Annotated in this window: 18 protein-coding genes; 15 read left to right on the plus strand and 3 right to left on the minus strand. The window is 68.0% G+C overall.

All coding sequences use genetic code 11. The annotated features are described in order from the left end of the window. Positions 1-46: 46 nt before the first annotated feature. The 5 genes from QOZ99_RS13600 (at position 47) to QOZ99_RS13620 (ending at position 4,971) form a co-directional block, all read left to right on the plus strand. Positions 47-526: a nuclear transport factor 2 family protein gene (locus tag QOZ99_RS13600; protein ID WP_306890525.1), complete on the plus strand. Its 480-nt coding sequence runs from the start codon at positions 47-49 to the stop codon at positions 524-526. After that, entirely contained in the window at positions 523-2,013 is a 1,491-nt protein-coding gene (locus QOZ99_RS13605; protein ID WP_306890526.1) for an amidase, read from the plus strand. Before QOZ99_RS13600 ends, QOZ99_RS13605 begins: the two co-directional genes overlap by 4 nt. Further along, positions 2,010-3,314, plus strand: a complete 1,305-nt coding sequence (locus QOZ99_RS13610) for an amidase (protein ID WP_306890527.1) — start codon at positions 2,010-2,012, stop codon at positions 3,312-3,314. The genes QOZ99_RS13605 and QOZ99_RS13610 overlap by 4 nt, the downstream gene beginning before the upstream one ends. After that, positions 3,311-3,865, plus strand: coding sequence for a flavin reductase family protein (locus QOZ99_RS13615; protein WP_306890528.1), 555 nt, complete (start codon positions 3,311-3,313; stop codon positions 3,863-3,865). Before QOZ99_RS13610 ends, QOZ99_RS13615 begins: the two co-directional genes overlap by 4 nt. Before the next feature lie 62 nt (positions 3,866-3,927). Next, positions 3,928-4,971, plus strand: a complete 1,044-nt coding sequence (locus QOZ99_RS13620; RefSeq protein WP_306890529.1) for a 2,5-dihydroxypyridine 5,6-dioxygenase NicX family protein — start codon at positions 3,928-3,930, stop codon at positions 4,969-4,971. A gap of 160 nt (positions 4,972-5,131) precedes the next feature. Here QOZ99_RS13620 and pcaC read toward each other — a convergent pair whose 3' ends face one another. From pcaC to QOZ99_RS13635, 3 genes are read right to left on the minus strand one after another with little or no spacing between them, the layout of a single operon-like run. Beyond that, the gene (gene pcaC / locus QOZ99_RS13625) at positions 5,132-5,530 is read right to left on the minus strand and encodes a 4-carboxymuconolactone decarboxylase (protein ID WP_306890530.1); all 399 of its coding nucleotides are present in this window, start codon (positions 5,528-5,530) and stop codon (positions 5,132-5,134) included. Further along, the gene (locus QOZ99_RS13630; RefSeq protein WP_306890531.1) at positions 5,527-6,228 is read right to left on the minus strand and encodes a GntR family transcriptional regulator; all 702 of its coding nucleotides are present in this window, start codon (positions 6,226-6,228) and stop codon (positions 5,527-5,529) included. Before QOZ99_RS13630 ends, pcaC begins: the two co-directional genes overlap by 4 nt. Beyond that, entirely contained in the window at positions 6,229-7,002 is a 774-nt protein-coding gene (locus QOZ99_RS13635) for an alpha/beta fold hydrolase (RefSeq protein WP_306890532.1), read from the minus strand. Between the two features lie 149 nt (positions 7,003-7,151). Between QOZ99_RS13635 and QOZ99_RS13640 the strand changes: the two genes are divergently transcribed. The 10 genes from QOZ99_RS13640 (at position 7,152) to QOZ99_RS13685 (ending at position 16,989) form a co-directional block, all read left to right on the plus strand. Beyond that, positions 7,152-7,859 (plus strand): enoyl-CoA hydratase/isomerase family protein, encoded by a 708-nt coding sequence (locus QOZ99_RS13640; RefSeq protein ID WP_306890533.1) that lies wholly within the window; start codon positions 7,152-7,154, stop codon positions 7,857-7,859. A gap of 40 nt (positions 7,860-7,899) precedes the next feature. Next, positions 7,900-8,811 carry an NAD(P)-dependent oxidoreductase gene (locus tag QOZ99_RS13645; RefSeq protein WP_306890534.1) on the plus strand — a complete coding sequence of 304 codons (912 nt, stop codon included), beginning with the start codon at positions 7,900-7,902 and terminating at the stop codon, positions 8,809-8,811. A 294-nt stretch (positions 8,812-9,105) separates the two neighbouring features. Continuing rightward, positions 9,106-10,251 carry a transporter substrate-binding domain-containing protein gene (locus tag QOZ99_RS13650; RefSeq protein WP_306890535.1) on the plus strand — a complete coding sequence of 382 codons (1,146 nt, stop codon included), beginning with the start codon at positions 9,106-9,108 and terminating at the stop codon, positions 10,249-10,251. Further along, complete coding sequence (locus QOZ99_RS13655) at positions 10,251-10,901, plus strand: ANTAR domain-containing response regulator (protein WP_306890536.1); 651 nt, start codon at positions 10,251-10,253, stop codon at positions 10,899-10,901. The genes QOZ99_RS13650 and QOZ99_RS13655 overlap by 1 nt, the downstream gene beginning before the upstream one ends. Before the next feature lie 24 nt (positions 10,902-10,925). Next, on the plus strand, positions 10,926-12,176 hold the full coding sequence (locus tag QOZ99_RS13660) for an urea ABC transporter substrate-binding protein (RefSeq protein WP_306890537.1): 1,251 nt from the start codon (positions 10,926-10,928) through the stop codon (positions 12,174-12,176). A gap of 309 nt (positions 12,177-12,485) precedes the next feature. Next, the gene (locus QOZ99_RS13665; protein WP_306890538.1) at positions 12,486-13,358 is read left to right on the plus strand and encodes an ABC transporter permease subunit; all 873 of its coding nucleotides are present in this window, start codon (positions 12,486-12,488) and stop codon (positions 13,356-13,358) included. Positions 13,359-13,394: 36 nt separating this feature from the next. After that, a complete protein-coding gene (locus QOZ99_RS13670; RefSeq protein ID WP_306890539.1) occupies positions 13,395-14,459 on the plus strand; it encodes a branched-chain amino acid ABC transporter permease in 1,065 nt (354 codons plus the stop codon). Then, the gene (locus QOZ99_RS13675) at positions 14,459-15,226 is read left to right on the plus strand and encodes an ABC transporter ATP-binding protein (protein WP_306890540.1); all 768 of its coding nucleotides are present in this window, start codon (positions 14,459-14,461) and stop codon (positions 15,224-15,226) included. The genes QOZ99_RS13670 and QOZ99_RS13675 overlap by 1 nt, the downstream gene beginning before the upstream one ends. Beyond that, a complete protein-coding gene (locus tag QOZ99_RS13680; RefSeq protein WP_306890541.1) occupies positions 15,219-15,932 on the plus strand; it encodes an ABC transporter ATP-binding protein in 714 nt (237 codons plus the stop codon). Before QOZ99_RS13675 ends, QOZ99_RS13680 begins: the two co-directional genes overlap by 8 nt. 64 nt (positions 15,933-15,996) lie before the next feature. Next, the gene (locus QOZ99_RS13685; protein WP_306890542.1) at positions 15,997-16,989 is read left to right on the plus strand and encodes an acetamidase/formamidase family protein; all 993 of its coding nucleotides are present in this window, start codon (positions 15,997-15,999) and stop codon (positions 16,987-16,989) included. Positions 16,990-17,012 lie beyond the last annotated feature (23 nt).

A 17,012-nucleotide genomic window follows, 5' to 3' on the forward strand; every position in this document is an offset into this window, starting at 1 on the left:
CTTTCGCCGACGCCGGCTCCCGCCGACGCATGACCGGAGGCTCGACGTGGCCAACCACGTAGCCGACAGCAAGACCTCAGCCACGACCGCGCCCTCCGCCGCGCCGGGCGCAACCGATATGGGCGCGGCCGATCTGGTGGAGGCCTTCTACGCGGCCTATAACGGCCACGATGCCGCCGCCGCCGCGGCGCTCTATGCCGGGGATGGCTGGCATGAGGAAGCGCATGACGGCACGCGTCGCCAGGGGCGCGAGGCGCTGCAGACGGGGCTCGATCGTTTCTTCGGCTTCGTCACGCAGGCGCATTGGCAGCCGCGCGAGCGCATCGACGCCGGCGCCCATGTCGCCGTCGTGTACACGCTCACCGGCACGCTCGGCGTCGATATCAAGGGCTTGCCGACCCGCGGCCGGCCGATCACGCTGAAGGGCGTGCACCTGTTCGACCTCGCCGACGGGGTCCTTCGCGGCACGCGGGACTATTGGGACCCCGCCGCGTTCCAGCGGCAGATCGCGGAGATGACGGCATGAGCCCGCCGGAGGATGCGCCCCGTCATGGGGGCTTCGCCGACTATGAATCCTACGACGCCACCGGCCTCGCGCATCTGGTGCGCACCGGCGAGGTGAGCGCGGGCGACTTGCTGGATGCGGCGATCGCGCGCATCGAGGCGCATGAGCCGCAGCTGCACGCGCTGGTCCATCGCTTCGAGGAGAAGGGGCGTCAGGCGATCGAGGACGGCCTGCCCGCCGGGCCGTTCACCGGCGTGCCGTTCCTTCTCAAGAATACCGGCTTCGAGATGGCCGGCACCATCCTCTCCACCGGTTCGCGGCTGTTCAGGGATGTGGTGTCGGTGCGCGACAGCACGCTGGTCGCCCGCTACAAGGCGGCCGGCCTCGTCATCATCGCCAAGACCAACACACCGGAATTCGCCCTGAGCTTCACCACCGAGCCGGAAGCGTTCGGGCCCTCGCGCAACCCGTGGGATACGCGGCTCAGCCCCGGCGGCTCCTCGGGCGGGTCCACCGCCGCCGTCGCCGCCGGCTATGTGCCGATGGCGAACACCTCCGATGGCGCCGGCTCCACCCGTTTGCCGGCATCGCATTGTGGGTTGTTCGGCTTCAAGCCGAGCCGCATGGTCAATCCGCTCGGCCCCGTCGCGGTGGAGGCCATTGCCGGCATGTCGACCCCGCATGCGGCGAGCTGGACCGTGCGCGACAATGCCGCGCTGCTGGACGCGAGCGGCGGGCCCGATATCGGCGATCCCTATCTCGCGCCTATCGGCACGGAGAGCTACCTCTCGCAGGTGGCGCGCGAGCCGCGCCCTCTGCGCATCGGCTTCACCCCCGTCTCGCCGCTCGGCACGCCGGTCGATCCCGACTGCGTGCGCGTGGCGCAGGAGGCAGCGACACTGTGCGAGGAACTCGGCCATACCGTCGAGATCTGCGATGCCGGCTATGATGCCCATGCGCTGAAAGCCGCGTGGCGCATCATCGTCGGCGCCAATGTCGCGCCGGCCGTGGCGATGCGCGGGCAGGCACTGGGCCTTGCCGATCCGCTCCGCTATCTCGAAGGCGTGAATGCCGAATGGGTGGAGGAAGCGCGCGGCCTGCCGGCCACCGCCTATGTCGGCGCGGTGAACGTGCTGCACCAGACCGCACGCGCGCTCGGCCGCTTCTTCCAGAGCTATGACGTGCTGCTGTCGCCGACCGCCGGCGAATTGCCGCCCCCGCTCGGCACGCTGGCCAGCGCGGGCAAGAGCCTTGACCTGTTCTATGACGCGTTCTGGACGCATGCGCCGTTCACCTGCGTGTTCAATGCCTCCGGCTGCCCGGCCATGAGCGTGCCGCTCGGCACCTCTGCCACTGGGGATTCCTCGGCCCCGCTGCCGGTGGGCGCGCATTTCGGCGCCGGGTTCGGCAAGGACGGGCTGCTGTTCCAGCTGGCCGGCCAACTGGAAAGGGCGCGGCCCTGGTTCGGGCGCCGCCCGTCCCTCGTCCGTCGCGGAGATCACGGATGAGCAACACGGCATCGTTTTCCGAAGGCGCCGGCCCGGCCGATCTATCCGCCCGCGAGACGGCGGCGCTTGTGGCTGCCGGCACATTGAGCGCCGAGGCGGTGAGTGCCGCCTTCATGGAGCGTATCGCCCTTCGCGAGCCGGATGTGCAGGCCTTCGCCCATTTCGACCGCGACCGGGTGCTCGCAGAGGCGCGCACCAATCGCGGGGGCGAGCTGGCCGGCGTCACCTTCGGCGTCAAGGACGTGATCGACACCGCCGACATGCCGACCGGCTATGGCTCGGCGGCCTATGAGGGCAGCCGGCCGCCGTGGGATGCGCCGATCGTCGCGCTGACCAGGCGGTTCGGCGGGGTGGTGATGGGCAAGACCGTCTCGACCGAATTCGCCATGTCGAGCCCGGGCAAGACCCGCAACCCGCACAATCCCGCCCACACGCCGGGCGGATCCTCCTCGGGCTCCTGCGCGGCGGTGGCGGCGGGCATGGTGCAGGTCGCCTTCGGGACGCAGACCGCCGGCTCGATCCTGCGTCCGGCCTCCTATTGCGGCGTGGTCGGCTACAAGCCGAGCTTCGGCACGCTCAACCGCGCCGGCATGAAGCCGCTCTCCGACAGTCTCGACCATCTCGGTCTCATCACCCGCGACGTGCGCGACGCGGCCTTCGCGGTCGCCGCGCTGGCGGAGAAGCCGGCGCTGGCGGAAGGCATGGCGGGACCGGGCCTGCGCGTCGGCCTGTTCCGCACCTCGCGCTGGGAGCAGGCCGAGCCCGCGACCCGCGCCGCGCTGGTGCGCACGGCCGCCGCCATCGAGGCGGCCGGCGGCACGGTGCGTGAACTGGACGTGCCGGAGAGCTTCGAGAGCTATTTCGCGCTGTTCGACGCGGTGATGGGTTGGGAGACGCCCCGCACGCTGGCCTATGAGCGCGACAGTCTGGGCGCGCGCCTTTCGCCGCTCACGCTCGGCTTCATCGCGACGCTGGCGCGCGCGACCCGTGACGACTACGACGCTGCGCTGGCGGTCCTGAAGCACCGCGAGGCGCGGGTCGAGGAGCTGCTCGAGGGCTGCGACGTGCTGATCACGCCGGCGGCGCCGGGCGAGGCGCCGGCGGGCCTCGGCGCCACCGGCGATCCGGTTTTCAACAAGGTATGGACGCTGCTGCATGTGCCGGCGCTGTCCGTTCCCGCCGGCCTCGGCCCGAGCGGCCTGCCGGTCGGGGTGCAGGTGGTCGGCCGTATCGGCGATGATGTCGGCACGCTGGCGGCGGCGGCCTTCATCGAGGACGCGCTGAAGGCGCAGGCATCATGACCCTGCGCGCGCCGCGTGACCATGCCGCCGGCGGGACGATGGCGCCCGCCCATTCCCACCACGCCGACCCGGCGCTGACCGAGGCCTTTCGCCATGCGATGGGGCGCCTTGCCGGCGCGGTGAGCGTCATCACCGCCGGCCATGGGCCGGAGGCGCGCGGGCTCACCGCCACCGCCGTGTGCAGCGTCTCCATGGCGCCGCCGACGCTGCTGGTCTGCGTCAACCGCCAGGGCGATGCCCACCGCGCCATTGCCGAGGCGGGTGCCTTCTGCGTCAACGTGCTGGCCGAGCACGACCGGCCGATCGCCGACCGTTTCGCCGGTCGTCACGGCCATGCGGGGGCTTCGAAATTCGCCGATGATGACTGGCTGTCGCTCGCCACCGGCGCCCCCGCGCTGGGCGATGCGCTGGTCAGCATCGATTGCAGCGTCGCCGAATGCGTCGATGCCTATACCCACACGGTGTTCTTCGGGACGGTGCGCGCCGTGCGTCTCGGCACCGAAGCCCCGCCTCTCGTCCATTTCGACCGCGCCTATCGCACGCTGGCCTGAGGCCGGCGCCCGGGGCGATCTTTCGTCCAACCTCCTGAGGATTCCCAAAAGGGAAGGCAATCATGGCAATCAGTGACCTGGCGCTCATCGACGCGTGGAAGGACGTGCTCACCCTGTCGAAGCTTACAGCGGGCGAGCAGGTCTCGCTGCTGGTGAGCGACGACAGCAACCCGCAGCTCGTTTCCACCGCGCGCATCGCGGTCGGCCAGCTCGGCGGCGTGCTCACCATCCTGCAGCTGCCCCCGCTCAATGGCGACGTGGCGCTCTCGCGCGACAAGTCGGGCTATGTCGGCCACACCGCGCTGCGGGGCAACCGCCCGGCGCTGGAGGCGATGAAGCATTCCGACCTCGTCATCGACACGATGATGCTGCTGTTCTCGCCGGAGCAGGAGGAGATTCTGAAGACCGGCGCGCGCATGCTGCTGGCCTGCGAGCCGCCGGAAGTCATGCTGCGCATGAAGCCGACACTGGACGACGCCCGCCGCGCCAGCGCCGGCGCCGCCCGCCTCGCCACGGCGAAGACGCTCACCGTCACCTCGAAGGCGGGTACCGATTTCCGCTGCGCGGTGGGGCAATATCCGGTGCTGAAGCAGCAGGGCTTCGTCGACGTCAAGGGCGGCTGGGACCATTGGCCGAGCTGCTTCGTCGCCACTTGGCCGAATGAGGGTTCCTGCGAGGGCGTGATCGTCATCGATACCGGCGACATCCTGCTGCCGTTCAAGCGCTATGCCCGCGAGCCGATCCGCATCGAGATCGAGGGCGGCTGGATCCGCAGGATCGTCGGCGGCTTCGAGGCGGAATACCTGCGCAGCTATATGGAGAGCTTCAACGACCCGGACGCCTACGCCATGGCGCATGTCGGCTGGGGCCTGCACAAGAAGGCGCACTGGACTACGCTCGGCCTCTATGACCGGGAGGCGGGGCTCTCCATGGATGCGCGCTCGTTCTACGGCAATTTCCTGTGGTCGAGCGGCCCGAACACCGAGGCCGGCGGCACCCGCGACACGCCCTGCCACATGGACATTCCGCTGCGTGGCCATTCGCTGTTTCTCGACGGCGAGCCGATGACCATCGACGGCCGGGTGATCCCCGAGGACCAGAAGTAAGGGGAGGCCACTTCTCCCTCTCCCCGCCGGGGAGAGGGGTGGGGTGAGAGGCCTTCGGCCGCTCCGCGACCGGGCCCCCCCCCTCACCGACCCGCTGCGCGGGCCACCTCTCCCCGACGGGGAGAGGGAAAGGTGGGCTCCGCTACGCAACGCTCGATGCTCACACTTTCGCCGCGGCGGCCTTGGCGTCCTCCTCGGCGAACACCTCGCGGGCGATGCGGAAACTGTCCAGCGAGGCCGGCACGCCGCAATAGATCGCCACCTGGAGGAACACCTCCCGGATTTCGTCGCGCGTTAGCCCGTTATTGAGGGCGCCGCGCACATGGAGCTTGAGTTCGTGCGGACGGTTCAGCGCGGCGATCATGCCGAGATTGAGCAGCGAGCGGTCGCGCCGCGCGAGGCCCTCGCGGCCCCACACCTCGCCCCAGCAATATTTGGTCACCAGTTCCTGCAGCGGACGGGTGAAATCGTCGGCTTCCGCCAGCGACTTGTCGACATAGGCGGCACCGACCACGGCGCGGCGGATGGAAAGTCCCTTGTCATAGAGGTCGTCGGTCATTGAGAGGTCTCCGGGTCCTTGAGCGGGGAAGTGGGCGGGGTACCGAGGGCGACCATTGCCGCCCGTGCGACATGGCGCCCGGCCTGTTCGGCCGCCTGTTCTCCCTCGCGCCGGCCGATGGCCTCCATCAGCGCATCGATCTCGGCGAGCGAGGCGGGCAGGCGAGCGGGGTCGGCCAGCGAGCGCGCGCGCAGCAGGCGGATGCGGGCGTTCAGCCGGTCGAGCAGGTCGCGCGCCACCGGGTTGGCGGCGCCGGCACACAAAGCGCGGTAGAAGTCGAGCTTGGCGTCGAGAATGTCGCCCAGCGCGCCGGCCGCGTAGGCGCGGGCGAGCGCGGCATGGGCGGCGGAGAGAACCTGCATCGCCCCCTCATCCGCCCGCGCGCAGAACTGACGCGCGACCAGCGCTTCCAGCGCCGCGCGCACGGCATAGATGTTCTCCGCTTCCGCCCGGCTGAGCACGGCGACCGAGAGGCCCCGCGCGCCGGCCACCAGCAGTCCGTCCGCTTCCAGCTCGCGCAGCGCTTCGCGCAGCACGGTGCGGCTGACGCCGAGCTCGGCGGTCAGGTCCTTCTCGATCAGCCGCTGGCCGGCGGGCAGCCGCCCGGTCTCGATCAGCCGGCGCAGCGTCGCGGTGAGCTTGCGGCGCAGCGGGGCGCTTTCCTGTCCGAGTGGGCCGATGCCGAGGGGCGCGTTCATTCAGCGGGCCAGCAGGAACGGGTCGATGGCGGCGTGGAAGGCCTCCGGCCGGTCGAGATTGGCGAGATGGCGGGCGCCTTCGATCTCGGCATAGCCGGCGCCGGGAATGAGCGCGGCGATCTCCTGCGAGAGCTTGGGCGGGGTGCGGTTGTCGCGCGAACCGACGACGACGAGGGTCGGCACCGCGATCTTCGCGTAGAGGTCGACGACATTGGCGGTGAACACCGACTGCGCCGCCTCGATATAGGCCTCCGCGCTCATGCCGGCGATGCTCGCGGTGAGTTCCCCGGCATGGGCGGGGTCGCCATCCTCGACCAGCGTGTCGGCGGTGTACTGGCGGGCATAGGCCGCCATCGAGCCCGCGCCGATCGCCGTGGCGATCGCGGCGGCGCGGGTGGCGCCGGCCTCGCCCTGGTTGGCGAAGCTGTCGGCGATGACGAGGCGCGAGACCAGATGCGGGGCGATGTCGGTGAGATGCGCGGCGATCGGCCCGCCCATCGAGATCGCCACCACGCGGGCCGGCGTGCCGCCGAAAGCCTCCAGCACGGCGGCCATATCCGCGGCGACGTTGCGCACGGTGAAGCCGCCATTGCGGCTGGAGCGGCCATGGCCGCGCGCATCCACCGCGATCACGTCGAAATGCGTGGACCAGCGGCGGATCTGCTCGCGCCACAGCCAGGAGGCCGTGCCGAGGCTGTGGATCAGCAGCAGCGTCTCGCCGCTCCCGGCGCGGTCAAAGCCGAGACGTTCTCCGTTCAGGTCGATCGACGCCATCGGGCGGGCTCCTCGTCGTGCAGGGTGCGGCCGGGCCGCATGATTCAATCGTTTGTGTATTATCGTCGTACATTAATACAAGTCAAACACCGCACCACCCGGCCCGGCAACGGGACCGCGGCGGGCATCGCAGCCTCAAGGAGAGCCTCATGAAGATCCAAGCGCATGGCGACGGCATTTACGGCGTCGAGTTCACCCGCACCGCCGATGGCAACCATGTCTCCTCGGCTCAGCTGATCGAATTCGCGCACGCGCTGGATCAGGTGCTGGCGAAGCCCGACCTTCGCGCCGTGGTGATCTCGGGCGAGGGCGAGCATTTCTGCGCCGGGCGCGTGGGCGCCAAGGGCCTGACCTCGGCCGCCGACGTGCAGGCCGATCTCAACCTCATCCTGGAGGTCAACAACCGCCTGCGCTCGTCGCCGGTGCCGTTCGTGGCGGCGGTGGAAGGCAAGGCGCTGGGCTTCGGCTGCGGCTTCTCCACCCAGTGCGACATCACGATCGCTGCTGACGATGCGGTGTTCGCGCTGCCCGAGATGTCGCACAAGCTGCCGCCGCTCATCGTGCTGTCCTATTTCACCACGTTCGTGCCGTTCAAGAAGGCGTTCGAACTGGCCCTGACCAGCCGGCATTTCGGCGCGGCCGAGGCGAAGGAAATCGGCATCGTCACCGAGATCGTCGCTCCCGGCAGCGCATTGGCGAGGGCCATCGAGTTCGCCCGGATCATTGCCGCGCTCGATGCCGAATCGGTGACGCTGCTGCGCGAGTTCTCCCGCCGGGTCGCGGGGCTCGGCGACGATAGCGAGGCGCGCAATGGCGTCGCCACCATGGCGATCGCGCTCGCCGCGCGCGCTCATTGAGGGGCGTGGCGTGCATCAGCGTGGCGTCGAGGAGGCGGTCATGAACGGGGATAGCGTGCTCTTCATCGGCGCCGGGCGGATGGGCGGCCTGATGGCGGCCCGGCTGGCCGATGCCGGCGTGGAACTGGCCGTGGCCGACCTCTCGGAGGAGGCGCTCGCCCCCTTCCGCGCGCGCGGCCTGCCGGTCGGCCACCATGCCGCCGATCTGCCCGGCAGCGTGGTCATCACCATGCTGCCGACCGATGCGCATGTGCGCGAGTCGCTGCTGGGGGAGGGGGGCGCCTGCACCCGCCAGCCGCGCGCGGTGGTGGTCGACATGTCGACCGCGTCCCCGGCCAGCACCCTCGCGCTCGCCGCCGAACTCGGGGACCGGGCGAGGGTGCTCGATGCGCCGGTGAGCGGGGGCATGGCGCGCGCGCGCGCCGGCACGCTCACCGCCATGGCGGGCGGCGACGCCGAGGCCTTCGCGCGGGTGCGCCCGCTTCTGGCGCCTATGTGCGGCGAGGTGATCCATGTCGGGCCGCTCGGGTCCGGCCATGTCATCAAGGCGCTCAACAATTACCTGTCGGCCGCCACGCTGTGGAGCGCCAGCGAGGCGCTGATCGTCGGCCAGCGCCTCGGCCTCGATCCGGCGGTGATGCTCAAAGTATGGAGCGCCGGCTCGGGCACGAGCCATGCCACGCAGGTGAAACTGCCCGATCACGTGCTGACCGGTACCTATGATTTCGGCCAGACGCTGACGCTGTTCTGCAAGGATATCTCGATCGCCGCCGATCTCGCCCGGCGCGCGCAGGTGGAGACGCCGACCCTTGACGCCCTGTTCGCCTTCTGGTCCGCCGCGCGTGACCGGCTCGGCGGACAGGAGGACATCACCGCCATCGCCCGGCTGATCGGCGAGAGCGGCCACGGCGAAGGCTCGATCCTCGACCCGGCGGCGGCGGAGGAAGGCTGACGTTTATGTCCTGCCGGCTCGCGGACACCAAGCTGCCGGATACGAAACTTCCGGATACGTGCCGTCATCACCCTGTCACAGGATGAGCCGGCGCGTGTCGGAAAAGCGCTTGACAAAGGCCGGCATTCGCTTCAGCCTAATTAAAGAGCGGCGGGCAAGGATGCCCAATGTCGCAGCAGTCTCGACGAACATTTCCAACGACGGCGCTTCTCATCGGGCGCTGCAGGTTGGCGGCAACGACGCCCACGGTCCTTCGACCGGCGGGCGTTTTTTGTTTTTGGGTGGAGCGCTAACGTGTCCAGGCACTACCGCATAGGGGTCATGTTCTCGACCACGGGACCCTACAGCGTCGTTCCCCGTTCCATGCTGAACGGGGCGCTGCTGGCGGTGCGCGAGGCGCTGCCGGGCCTCACGGTCGAGCCGGTGGTGGTCAATCCGGGGGGCGACCTCGCCGCCTATGCCGCGCTGAGCCGGGAATTGCTGCAATCGGGCATCCGCCATGTGGTGGGCTGCTACACCTCCTCCAGCCGCAAGGAGGTGATCCCGTGCTTCGAGAAACATGACGCCCTGCTGTGGTACCCCTCACATTACGAGGGGTTCGAGAGTTCCAACAACGTCATCTATACCGGCGCCTCGCCCAACCAGCATGTGCTTCCATTGGTGGATCACATGCTGGCCCATGTCGGCCCGCGCGCCTTCTGCATCGGCTCGAACTACATCTGGGCGTGGGAGAATACCCGTATCTTCCGCGAGGCGATGACGGCGCGCGGCGCCCGCGTGCTGGCCGAGCGTTACGTGGCGGTGGGCGACACCGAGATCGACCAGGTGGTGGACGCCATCCTGGAGGCGCGGCCGAGCTTCGTGTTCAACAATCTGATCGGCACCAGCAACTACGCCTTCTTCCGCGCCTTCCGCGCCGCCTGCAATGCGCGCGGCATCGACCAGCCCCGCACGTTCCCGGTGGTCAGCTGCACGCTGTCCGAGCCGGAGCTGGAGGAGATCGGCGAGGGCGCGGTGGAGGGGCATCTCAGTTCCAGCGTGTATTTCTCCTCGCTCGCCACGCCGGCCAACCGAGCCTTTACCCGCGCCTATCGCGAGGCGTTTCCGGAGGGGCCATCCACCTCGGCCGATGCGGAAGCCTCCTATATCGCCATGAAACTGCTGATGCTGGCCCTTGCCGAGGCCGGCACCGACGATGTCGAGGCGGTAAAGGCCGCCGTGACGCGCCAGCATCTCCTCGCCCCGCAGGGCGAGGTGCGCATCGATCCGCAGACCCTGCATGCCTATCTCACGCCGCGCATCGGCATTTCCAATGGCGACGCCCGCTTCGACATCCTTGTCGAGGCGGCGGGGCCGGTGCCGCCCGATCCCTATCTCGTCCAGTCGTCGCCGCGCTACGCGGTCGCTTCCCGCAACTCGACGCTGAGGGTGGTTAAGTGATGGCTCCTCGACTGCTCCAGAATTTCAACGGCGGCCGGGCACACATCGTCACGGCCAGTCCCTCGGCGGTGGAGGCGCTGCTGGCCACGCTCGGCAAGCTCGGGGTCAGCGCGAGCATCGTCGAGCTGGTCAATGGGCGCGCCGGCATCGACCTCGCGGCGTTGCAGGCGGACCGCGACATTCTCTTCGTCGATGGCGACCTCGACAACCCGCTGGCGCTCGACATCGATGCCGGCGCGCGCCAGCCGGCGGTGCCGGTGATCGGCCTTGTCGGGGTGGAAGCCCCGAGCCGGCTGAAGCAGCTGGTCCATCTCGGCGCCACGGCATTCCTGCGCAAGCCGGTGCAGGGCGGCGCGGTCTACACCGCGCTGTTTCTCGGCATCAACCAGTTCCTGTTGCGCGGCGACCTTCGGGCGCGGCTCGACGACATGGATCGCCGTCGGCGGGGTCGCCGTGCGGTCGTGAAGGCCATCATCGCCCGGATGACCGATGCGGGCGTCGATGATGACGAAGCCTATGAGTGGCTCCGTCGCGAAAGCATGCGCTCGCGGCAGAATCTCGAAGATTACTGCGATGCATTCATGAAAAAGAGGGCGCCAGCCTTCGAACAACCGGGCAACGAACCCCTCCGGGGCGTGGCGCGGAAATAATATAACCTTTCACAGGAGTTAGATATGTCTGGGAAGACCATGCGGGGGCTGCGTGCCGCAGCCCTCACGGGGACGCTTTTGCTCAGCGTCGCCCAAGGATTCACCCCCGCCTTCGCCGCCGACCCGATCAAGCTCGGCGTGCTGGAGGATCAATCCGGCGACTTCGCCGCCGCGACCATCGGCAAGGTGCATGCCATCCAGCTGGCGGCGGAAGAGATCAACAAGGCCGGCGGCATCGATGGCCGCCCGCTGGAACTGGTGATCTACGATACCCAGTCCGACAATACCCGCTACCAGGAATTCATGCGCCGCGTGCTCCAGCGCGACAAGGTCGATGCCGTGTTCGCCGGCTTCTCCTCGGCCTCGCGCGAGGCCTATCGCCCGATCGTCAACCAGTTCGACGGCTTCGCCTTCTACAACAACCAGTATGAAGGCGGCGTGTGCGACGCCAATATGGTTGTCACCGGCGCGGTGCCCGAGCAGCAATTCTCCACTCTCATCCCGTGGATGATGGAGAAATACGGCAAGAAGGTCTACACGCTCGCCGCCGATTACAATTTCGGCCAGATTTCGGCCGAGTGGGTGCGCAACATCGTCAAGGAACATGGCGGTGAAATGGTGGGCGAGGACTTCATCCCGCTCGGCGTCTCGCAGTTCTCGCAGAACATCCAGAACATCCAGAAGGCCAAGCCCGATTTCGTGGTGACGCTGCTGGTCGGCACCGCGCAGGCCTCCTATTACGAGCAGGCCGCCGCCGCCAGCGTGAACCTGCCGATGGCCTCCTCGGTCAATGTCGGCCAGGGCTATGAGCACAAGCGCTTCAAGCCGCCATCGCTCAAGGACATGTACGTCACCACCAACTATATCGAAGAGGTCGACACGCCGGAATCCAAGGCGTTCGTCGCCAAGTTCAAGGCGAAGTTCCCCAACGAGCCCTATGTGAACCAGGAAGCCGAGAATTCCTACCTCGCGGTCTATCTCTACAAGCAGATGGTGGAGCGCGCGAAGTCGACCAAGCGCGAGGATATCCGCAAGGTGATCGCCGCCGGCGATGTCTGCATGGACGCGCCGGAAGGCAAGGTCTGCATCGACCCCAAGAGCCAGCACATGTCGCACACCATCTACCTCGCCAAGGTGGAAGCCGATCATTCGATCTCCTTCCCGAAGGTGTGGGCCGACATCAAGCCCTACTGGCTCGGCGAGGCGGGTTGCGACCTGACCAAGAGCGACCCGAGCGCCCAGTACACCCCGTCCAACCCGCCGCCGAAGCCCTGATCGGCTGAATCAGGCGGATGCCGCCGTGTCCCTTCGGCGGCATCCGCCAACACCGCCCCGGCGGACCCCCTCCGAGCCGGGGCGGTGCTTTCTGCCCGGTGCGGTCGCCTTCTCCCTCTCCCGGTCGGGGAGAGGGTTTGGGGGTGAGGGGCCCTCGCAAGGTTTGCAAGGCACCCCTCACCGACCCGCGACGCGGGCCACCTCTCCCCATTGGGGAGAGGGACTAAGGCCGTGCTCCATGTCCGTTTTCGTCTCTCTTCGCGCCACCGTCTCTCGACGCAAACAACTGAACCGCAAGGCCCCCACCGCATGGATGTCGGAACCCTCGCCTTCTCCGCGCTCTACCAGTTCGGCGACGCCTTCGCCTTTCTGGTGCTGTCGGCCTGCGGGCTGGCCGTCATCTTCGGGATGATGGGCGTGATCAACCTCGCGCATGGCGAATTCATCATGTGCGGCGCCTATGTCACGGTCTCCGCGGCGCATGCGGGCGTGCCGCTGCCGCTCGCCATTCTTCTCGGGGCTGTGGTCTCCGGCCTGGTCGGGGCGGTGGTCGAGATCGTCGTCATCCGTCATCTCTATGACCGGCCGCTGGATACCATCGTCGCCACCTGGGGCCTCAGCCTCATCGGCACGCAGGGAACGCTCATCCTGCTCGGCTCCACCATGGCCGGGGTGGGCACGCCGTTCGGCAGCTTCTCCGTGGGCGGCTATTCCTATTCGGTCTATCGGCTGGTGCTGTTCGTCATGGCGGTGGTGGTGCTTGGCGGCCTCTACGCGCTGTTCAACTGGACGCGCTTCGGCGTCATGGCCCGCGCCACCATCCAGGTGCCGCACATGGCGGCGGCGCTCGGCGTCGACACGCGCCTCGTCTACAGCCTCACCTTCGCGCTCGGCGCCGGGCTCGCCGGGCTGGCCGGGGGGCTCTATGCCCCGACCATGACGCTGGTGCCGACCATGGGCACGACCTTCATCATGGAAGCCTTCGTGACCGTCGTGGTGGGGGGCGCCGACGTGTTCCTCGGCACCGCGCCGGCGGCGGCGCTGCTCGCCGTGGTGAAGGCGACCATGACCTCCTGGTACGGCCAGCTGTTCGGCCAGATCGGCCTGCTGGTTGCCGTCATCATCGTCATCCGCGTCCTGCCGCGCGGCATATCCGGGCTGCTGCTGCGCGAGCGCGCCTGAGCGCACATACGGGAACTGGGACACGAGAATCACACGATGAATGCGCTCACCCGCTTCTTTCGCCGCCTGGAGGGCCCGCAGACACTGGGCCGGGGGCCGCTGTTCTGGCTCGGCTTCGTCGTCGCCGTGGCCTGCGCCATGGCCTACCCGCTGGTCTCCGACGGCTATACAGTCGGCAACACGGTGTATTTCTTCACCTGGATCTTCATGGCGCTGGGCCTGTGCCTGATCTGGGGCTATGGCGGCTCGCTGAGTTTCGGCCAGACGGCGTTCTTCGGCATTGCCGGCTACAGCTACGGCATCCTGACCATCAATTTCGGCGCCGCCTACGGCTTCACCTTCATCGCGCTGGTCTTCGCGGTGATGCTGGCGGCGCTGTTCGCGGCGCTGATCGGCTACTTCCTGTTCTTCGGGCGGATCTCCGGCGTGTTCCTGGGCATCGTCACCCTGTCGGTGACGCTGGTTCTGGAGCGCTTCATGGCGCAGACCGCCGGCCCGGAATGGAAGATCGGCAGCGCCCGCCTGAACGGCTTCAACGGCATGAGCAACATGCCTCCGCTCACCCTTCCCTGGCCGGGCGGCGACATCGTGCTGTTTCCCGATGTGGAGCTTTACTATGTCGTGCTCGCCATGCTGGTGGTGATCTACCTCGCCCTGCGCATCCTGGTGAATTCGCGCTTCGGCAACGTGCTGGTCGCCATCCGCGAGAATCCCGAACGCGCCGAGATGCTGGGCTATGACATCCGCAAGTACCAGCTCGGCACCTTCGTCATCGGTGCGGCGCTCGCGGGGCTTTCGGGCGTGCTCTATACGTCATGGGGCCAGTACATCACGCCCTCCAGCATGGGCATGACCGCCGCCGCCCTGCCCATCGTGTGGGTCGCGGTCGGGGGGCGCTCGGATCTCACCACCACGCTGATCGGCACCGTGACCGTGCTCGCGGTGTTTCAGGCGCTCACCATCCACGGCAGCCAGTACGCGCTCGTGGTGATGGGGGCGATGCTGGTGCTCACCGTGCTGCTGGCGCCGAGCGGGCTCATCTTCGCGCTGGCCCGGCTCGTCGCCCGCCCCTTTGCCAAGCGCCAGCCGGGAGACGTGTGATGCCGCTTCTGGAGACACGCGCCCTCAACAAGAGGTTCGGCGGCCTGCACGTGACCAACAATGTCGACCTCGCGCTGGAGGTCGGGCAGGTGCATTGCCTGATCGGGCCGAACGGCGCGGGCAAGTCGACGCTGTTCCGGCTCATCCTGGGCGAGCATCCGCCCAGCTCCGGCGCCATCCTGTTCGCCGGCGAGGACATCACCGCGCTCAAGCCATTCCAGCGCATCCGCCGCGGCATGAGCGTGAAATTCCAGGTGCCGGGCATCTTCAAGGCGCTGAGCGTGCGGCAAAATCTCGAAATCGCGATGCAGCACCATTACGACCCGGCGACGCTCCGCGAGGAGATCGGCGCGCTGCTCGACTTCCTCAACCTCACCGCCGACGCGGGCCGGCTCGCCGGCAATCTCAGCCATGGGCAGAAGCAGTGGCTGGAGATCGGCATGGCGGTCAGCCTGAAGCCGCGCCTGCTGCTGCTCGACGAACCGACCGCCGGCATGTCGCCGGAGGAGACCCACGCCACCGGCGAGATGGTCAAGCGGCTCAACGCCGAGGGCATGACGGTGCTGGCGGTGGAGCACGACATGGCTTTCGTGCGTCAGGTCGCCGATCAGGTCACGGTGCTGCATCTGGGCAAGGTGTTCGCTCAAGGAACCATCGACGCGATCGTCGCCGATGAGCGGGTTGCGGCCATCTATCTCGGCCAGGCGACGGCGCAAGAGGCGGCGCACGACACGTCTCATGCGCAGACCGGGGGCGTCCATGCGTAAGGAAACCATGCTCTCCACGCTGGGCCTGCGGGCCGGCTATGGCGGCAAGCCGGTGCTGCAGGGCCTCGACCTTGACGTGCGCGAGGGCGAGATCGTCGCGGTGATCGGGCGCAATGGCGTCGGCAAGTCGACGCTGATGAAGAGCCTGATCGGCCTCGTGCCGGCCATGGAAGGCTCGATCATCTATCGCGACAAGCCGGTGGAGGACCTGTCCGCGTTCAAGCGGGCGCGGCTCGGCATCGGCTACGTGCCGCAGGGCCGCGACGTGTTCCCCCGCCTCACGGTGGGCGAGAACATCGCGGTCGGCGGCATGCGCAAAGGGGGCGTCTCCGAGGCGGACCGCCGCCGCGTGCTGGGCTATTTCCCCATTCTGGAGGAGCGCTGGAGCCAGCGCGCGGGCACTCTCTCGGGTGGCCAGCAGCAGCAGCTCGCCATCGGCCGCGTGCTGGTGGCGAACCCCTCGCTCATCCTGCTCGACGAGCCGTCCGAGGGTATCCAGCCCAACATCGTGCAGGATATCGCCCGCATCATGGTGCAGCTCAACAAGGATACCGGCGTCACCATCGTTCTGGTCGAGCAGAATATCGACATGATCCGGGCGATGGCGCAGCGCTGCTACGTGCTGGACAAGGGCCGCATCGTCGCAAAGCTCGAACGCGAGGCGCTCGCCGATGGCGAGGCCATGCGCCGCCACCTCGCCGTCTGATCGCGACGCGATGCGTCGCGGCCTCGCCGTCTGATCGCGACAGCCAGCAACCAAGGAGAACACCATGTCCTGGCTCGAGACTTCCATCATGGCGCGCAAAGGCCTCGCCAAGGGCCAGCCGGGCGCGTCCCACACCCTGACCGAGGCGGAGCAGGGCACCTATCACTATGTCTACGGCCCCTATGTTCCTCCCGTTCTGGAGATCGAGCCGGGCGCGGTGGTCGCCGCCGAGACGCATGACGCGTTCGAGGGCAAGATCCGGCATGAGACCGACAACCCGCTGGAGATCCTCAACTTCCCCTATCTCAACCCGCAGAACGGGCCGATCTACGTCAAGGGCGCGGAAAAGGGCGACACCATCGCCGTCTACATCAAGAGCATCGTGCCGCGCGGCGAGCAGCCGGTGGGCACCACGCTCATCATGCCGGACTTTGGCGGGCTGGTGCCGACCAAGGATACGGCGATGCTCAACACGCCGCTCCCGGTGCGGGTGAAGAAGCTGCATGTGGATGCGCAGACCGGCACGAAGTGGAGCGACAAGATCACGCTGCCCTACGTGCCCTTCATCGGCACCATCGGCACCTCGCCGGAGATCGAGGCGATCACCTCGCTGCAGCCGGATTATTACGGCGGCAACATGGACCTGCCGGATGTCGGCGTCGGCGCCGTCGTCTACCTGCCGGTGAACACCAAGGGCGGCCTCGTCTATCTCGGCGATTGCCACGCCACCCAGGGCGATGGCGAATTGTGCGGCGTCGCGCTGGAGCACCCGACCGTCACCACCATCCAGATCGACCTCATCAAGGGCTGGACCATCTCCACCCCGCGGCTGGAGACGGAAGAGTTCATCATGTCGATCGGCTCCACCCGGCCGATGGAGGATGCCACCCGCATGGCCTATCGCGACCTCATCCGCTGGATGGCGGCCGATTACGGCTTCGAGGAGATCGAGGCCTATATGCTGCTGACCCAGTGCGGCCGCGTGCGGCTCGGCAACATGGTGGATCCGAAATACACCATGGGCGCCTCCATCCTGAAATCGTATCTGACGCCCTGATCATTCGCGGCAAATGCCCTCTC

Origin of the sequence: Ancylobacter amanitiformis (assembly GCF_030814815.1) — a bacterium.
GTDB classification, from domain to species: Bacteria; Pseudomonadota; Alphaproteobacteria; order Rhizobiales; family Xanthobacteraceae; genus Ancylobacter; species Ancylobacter amanitiformis.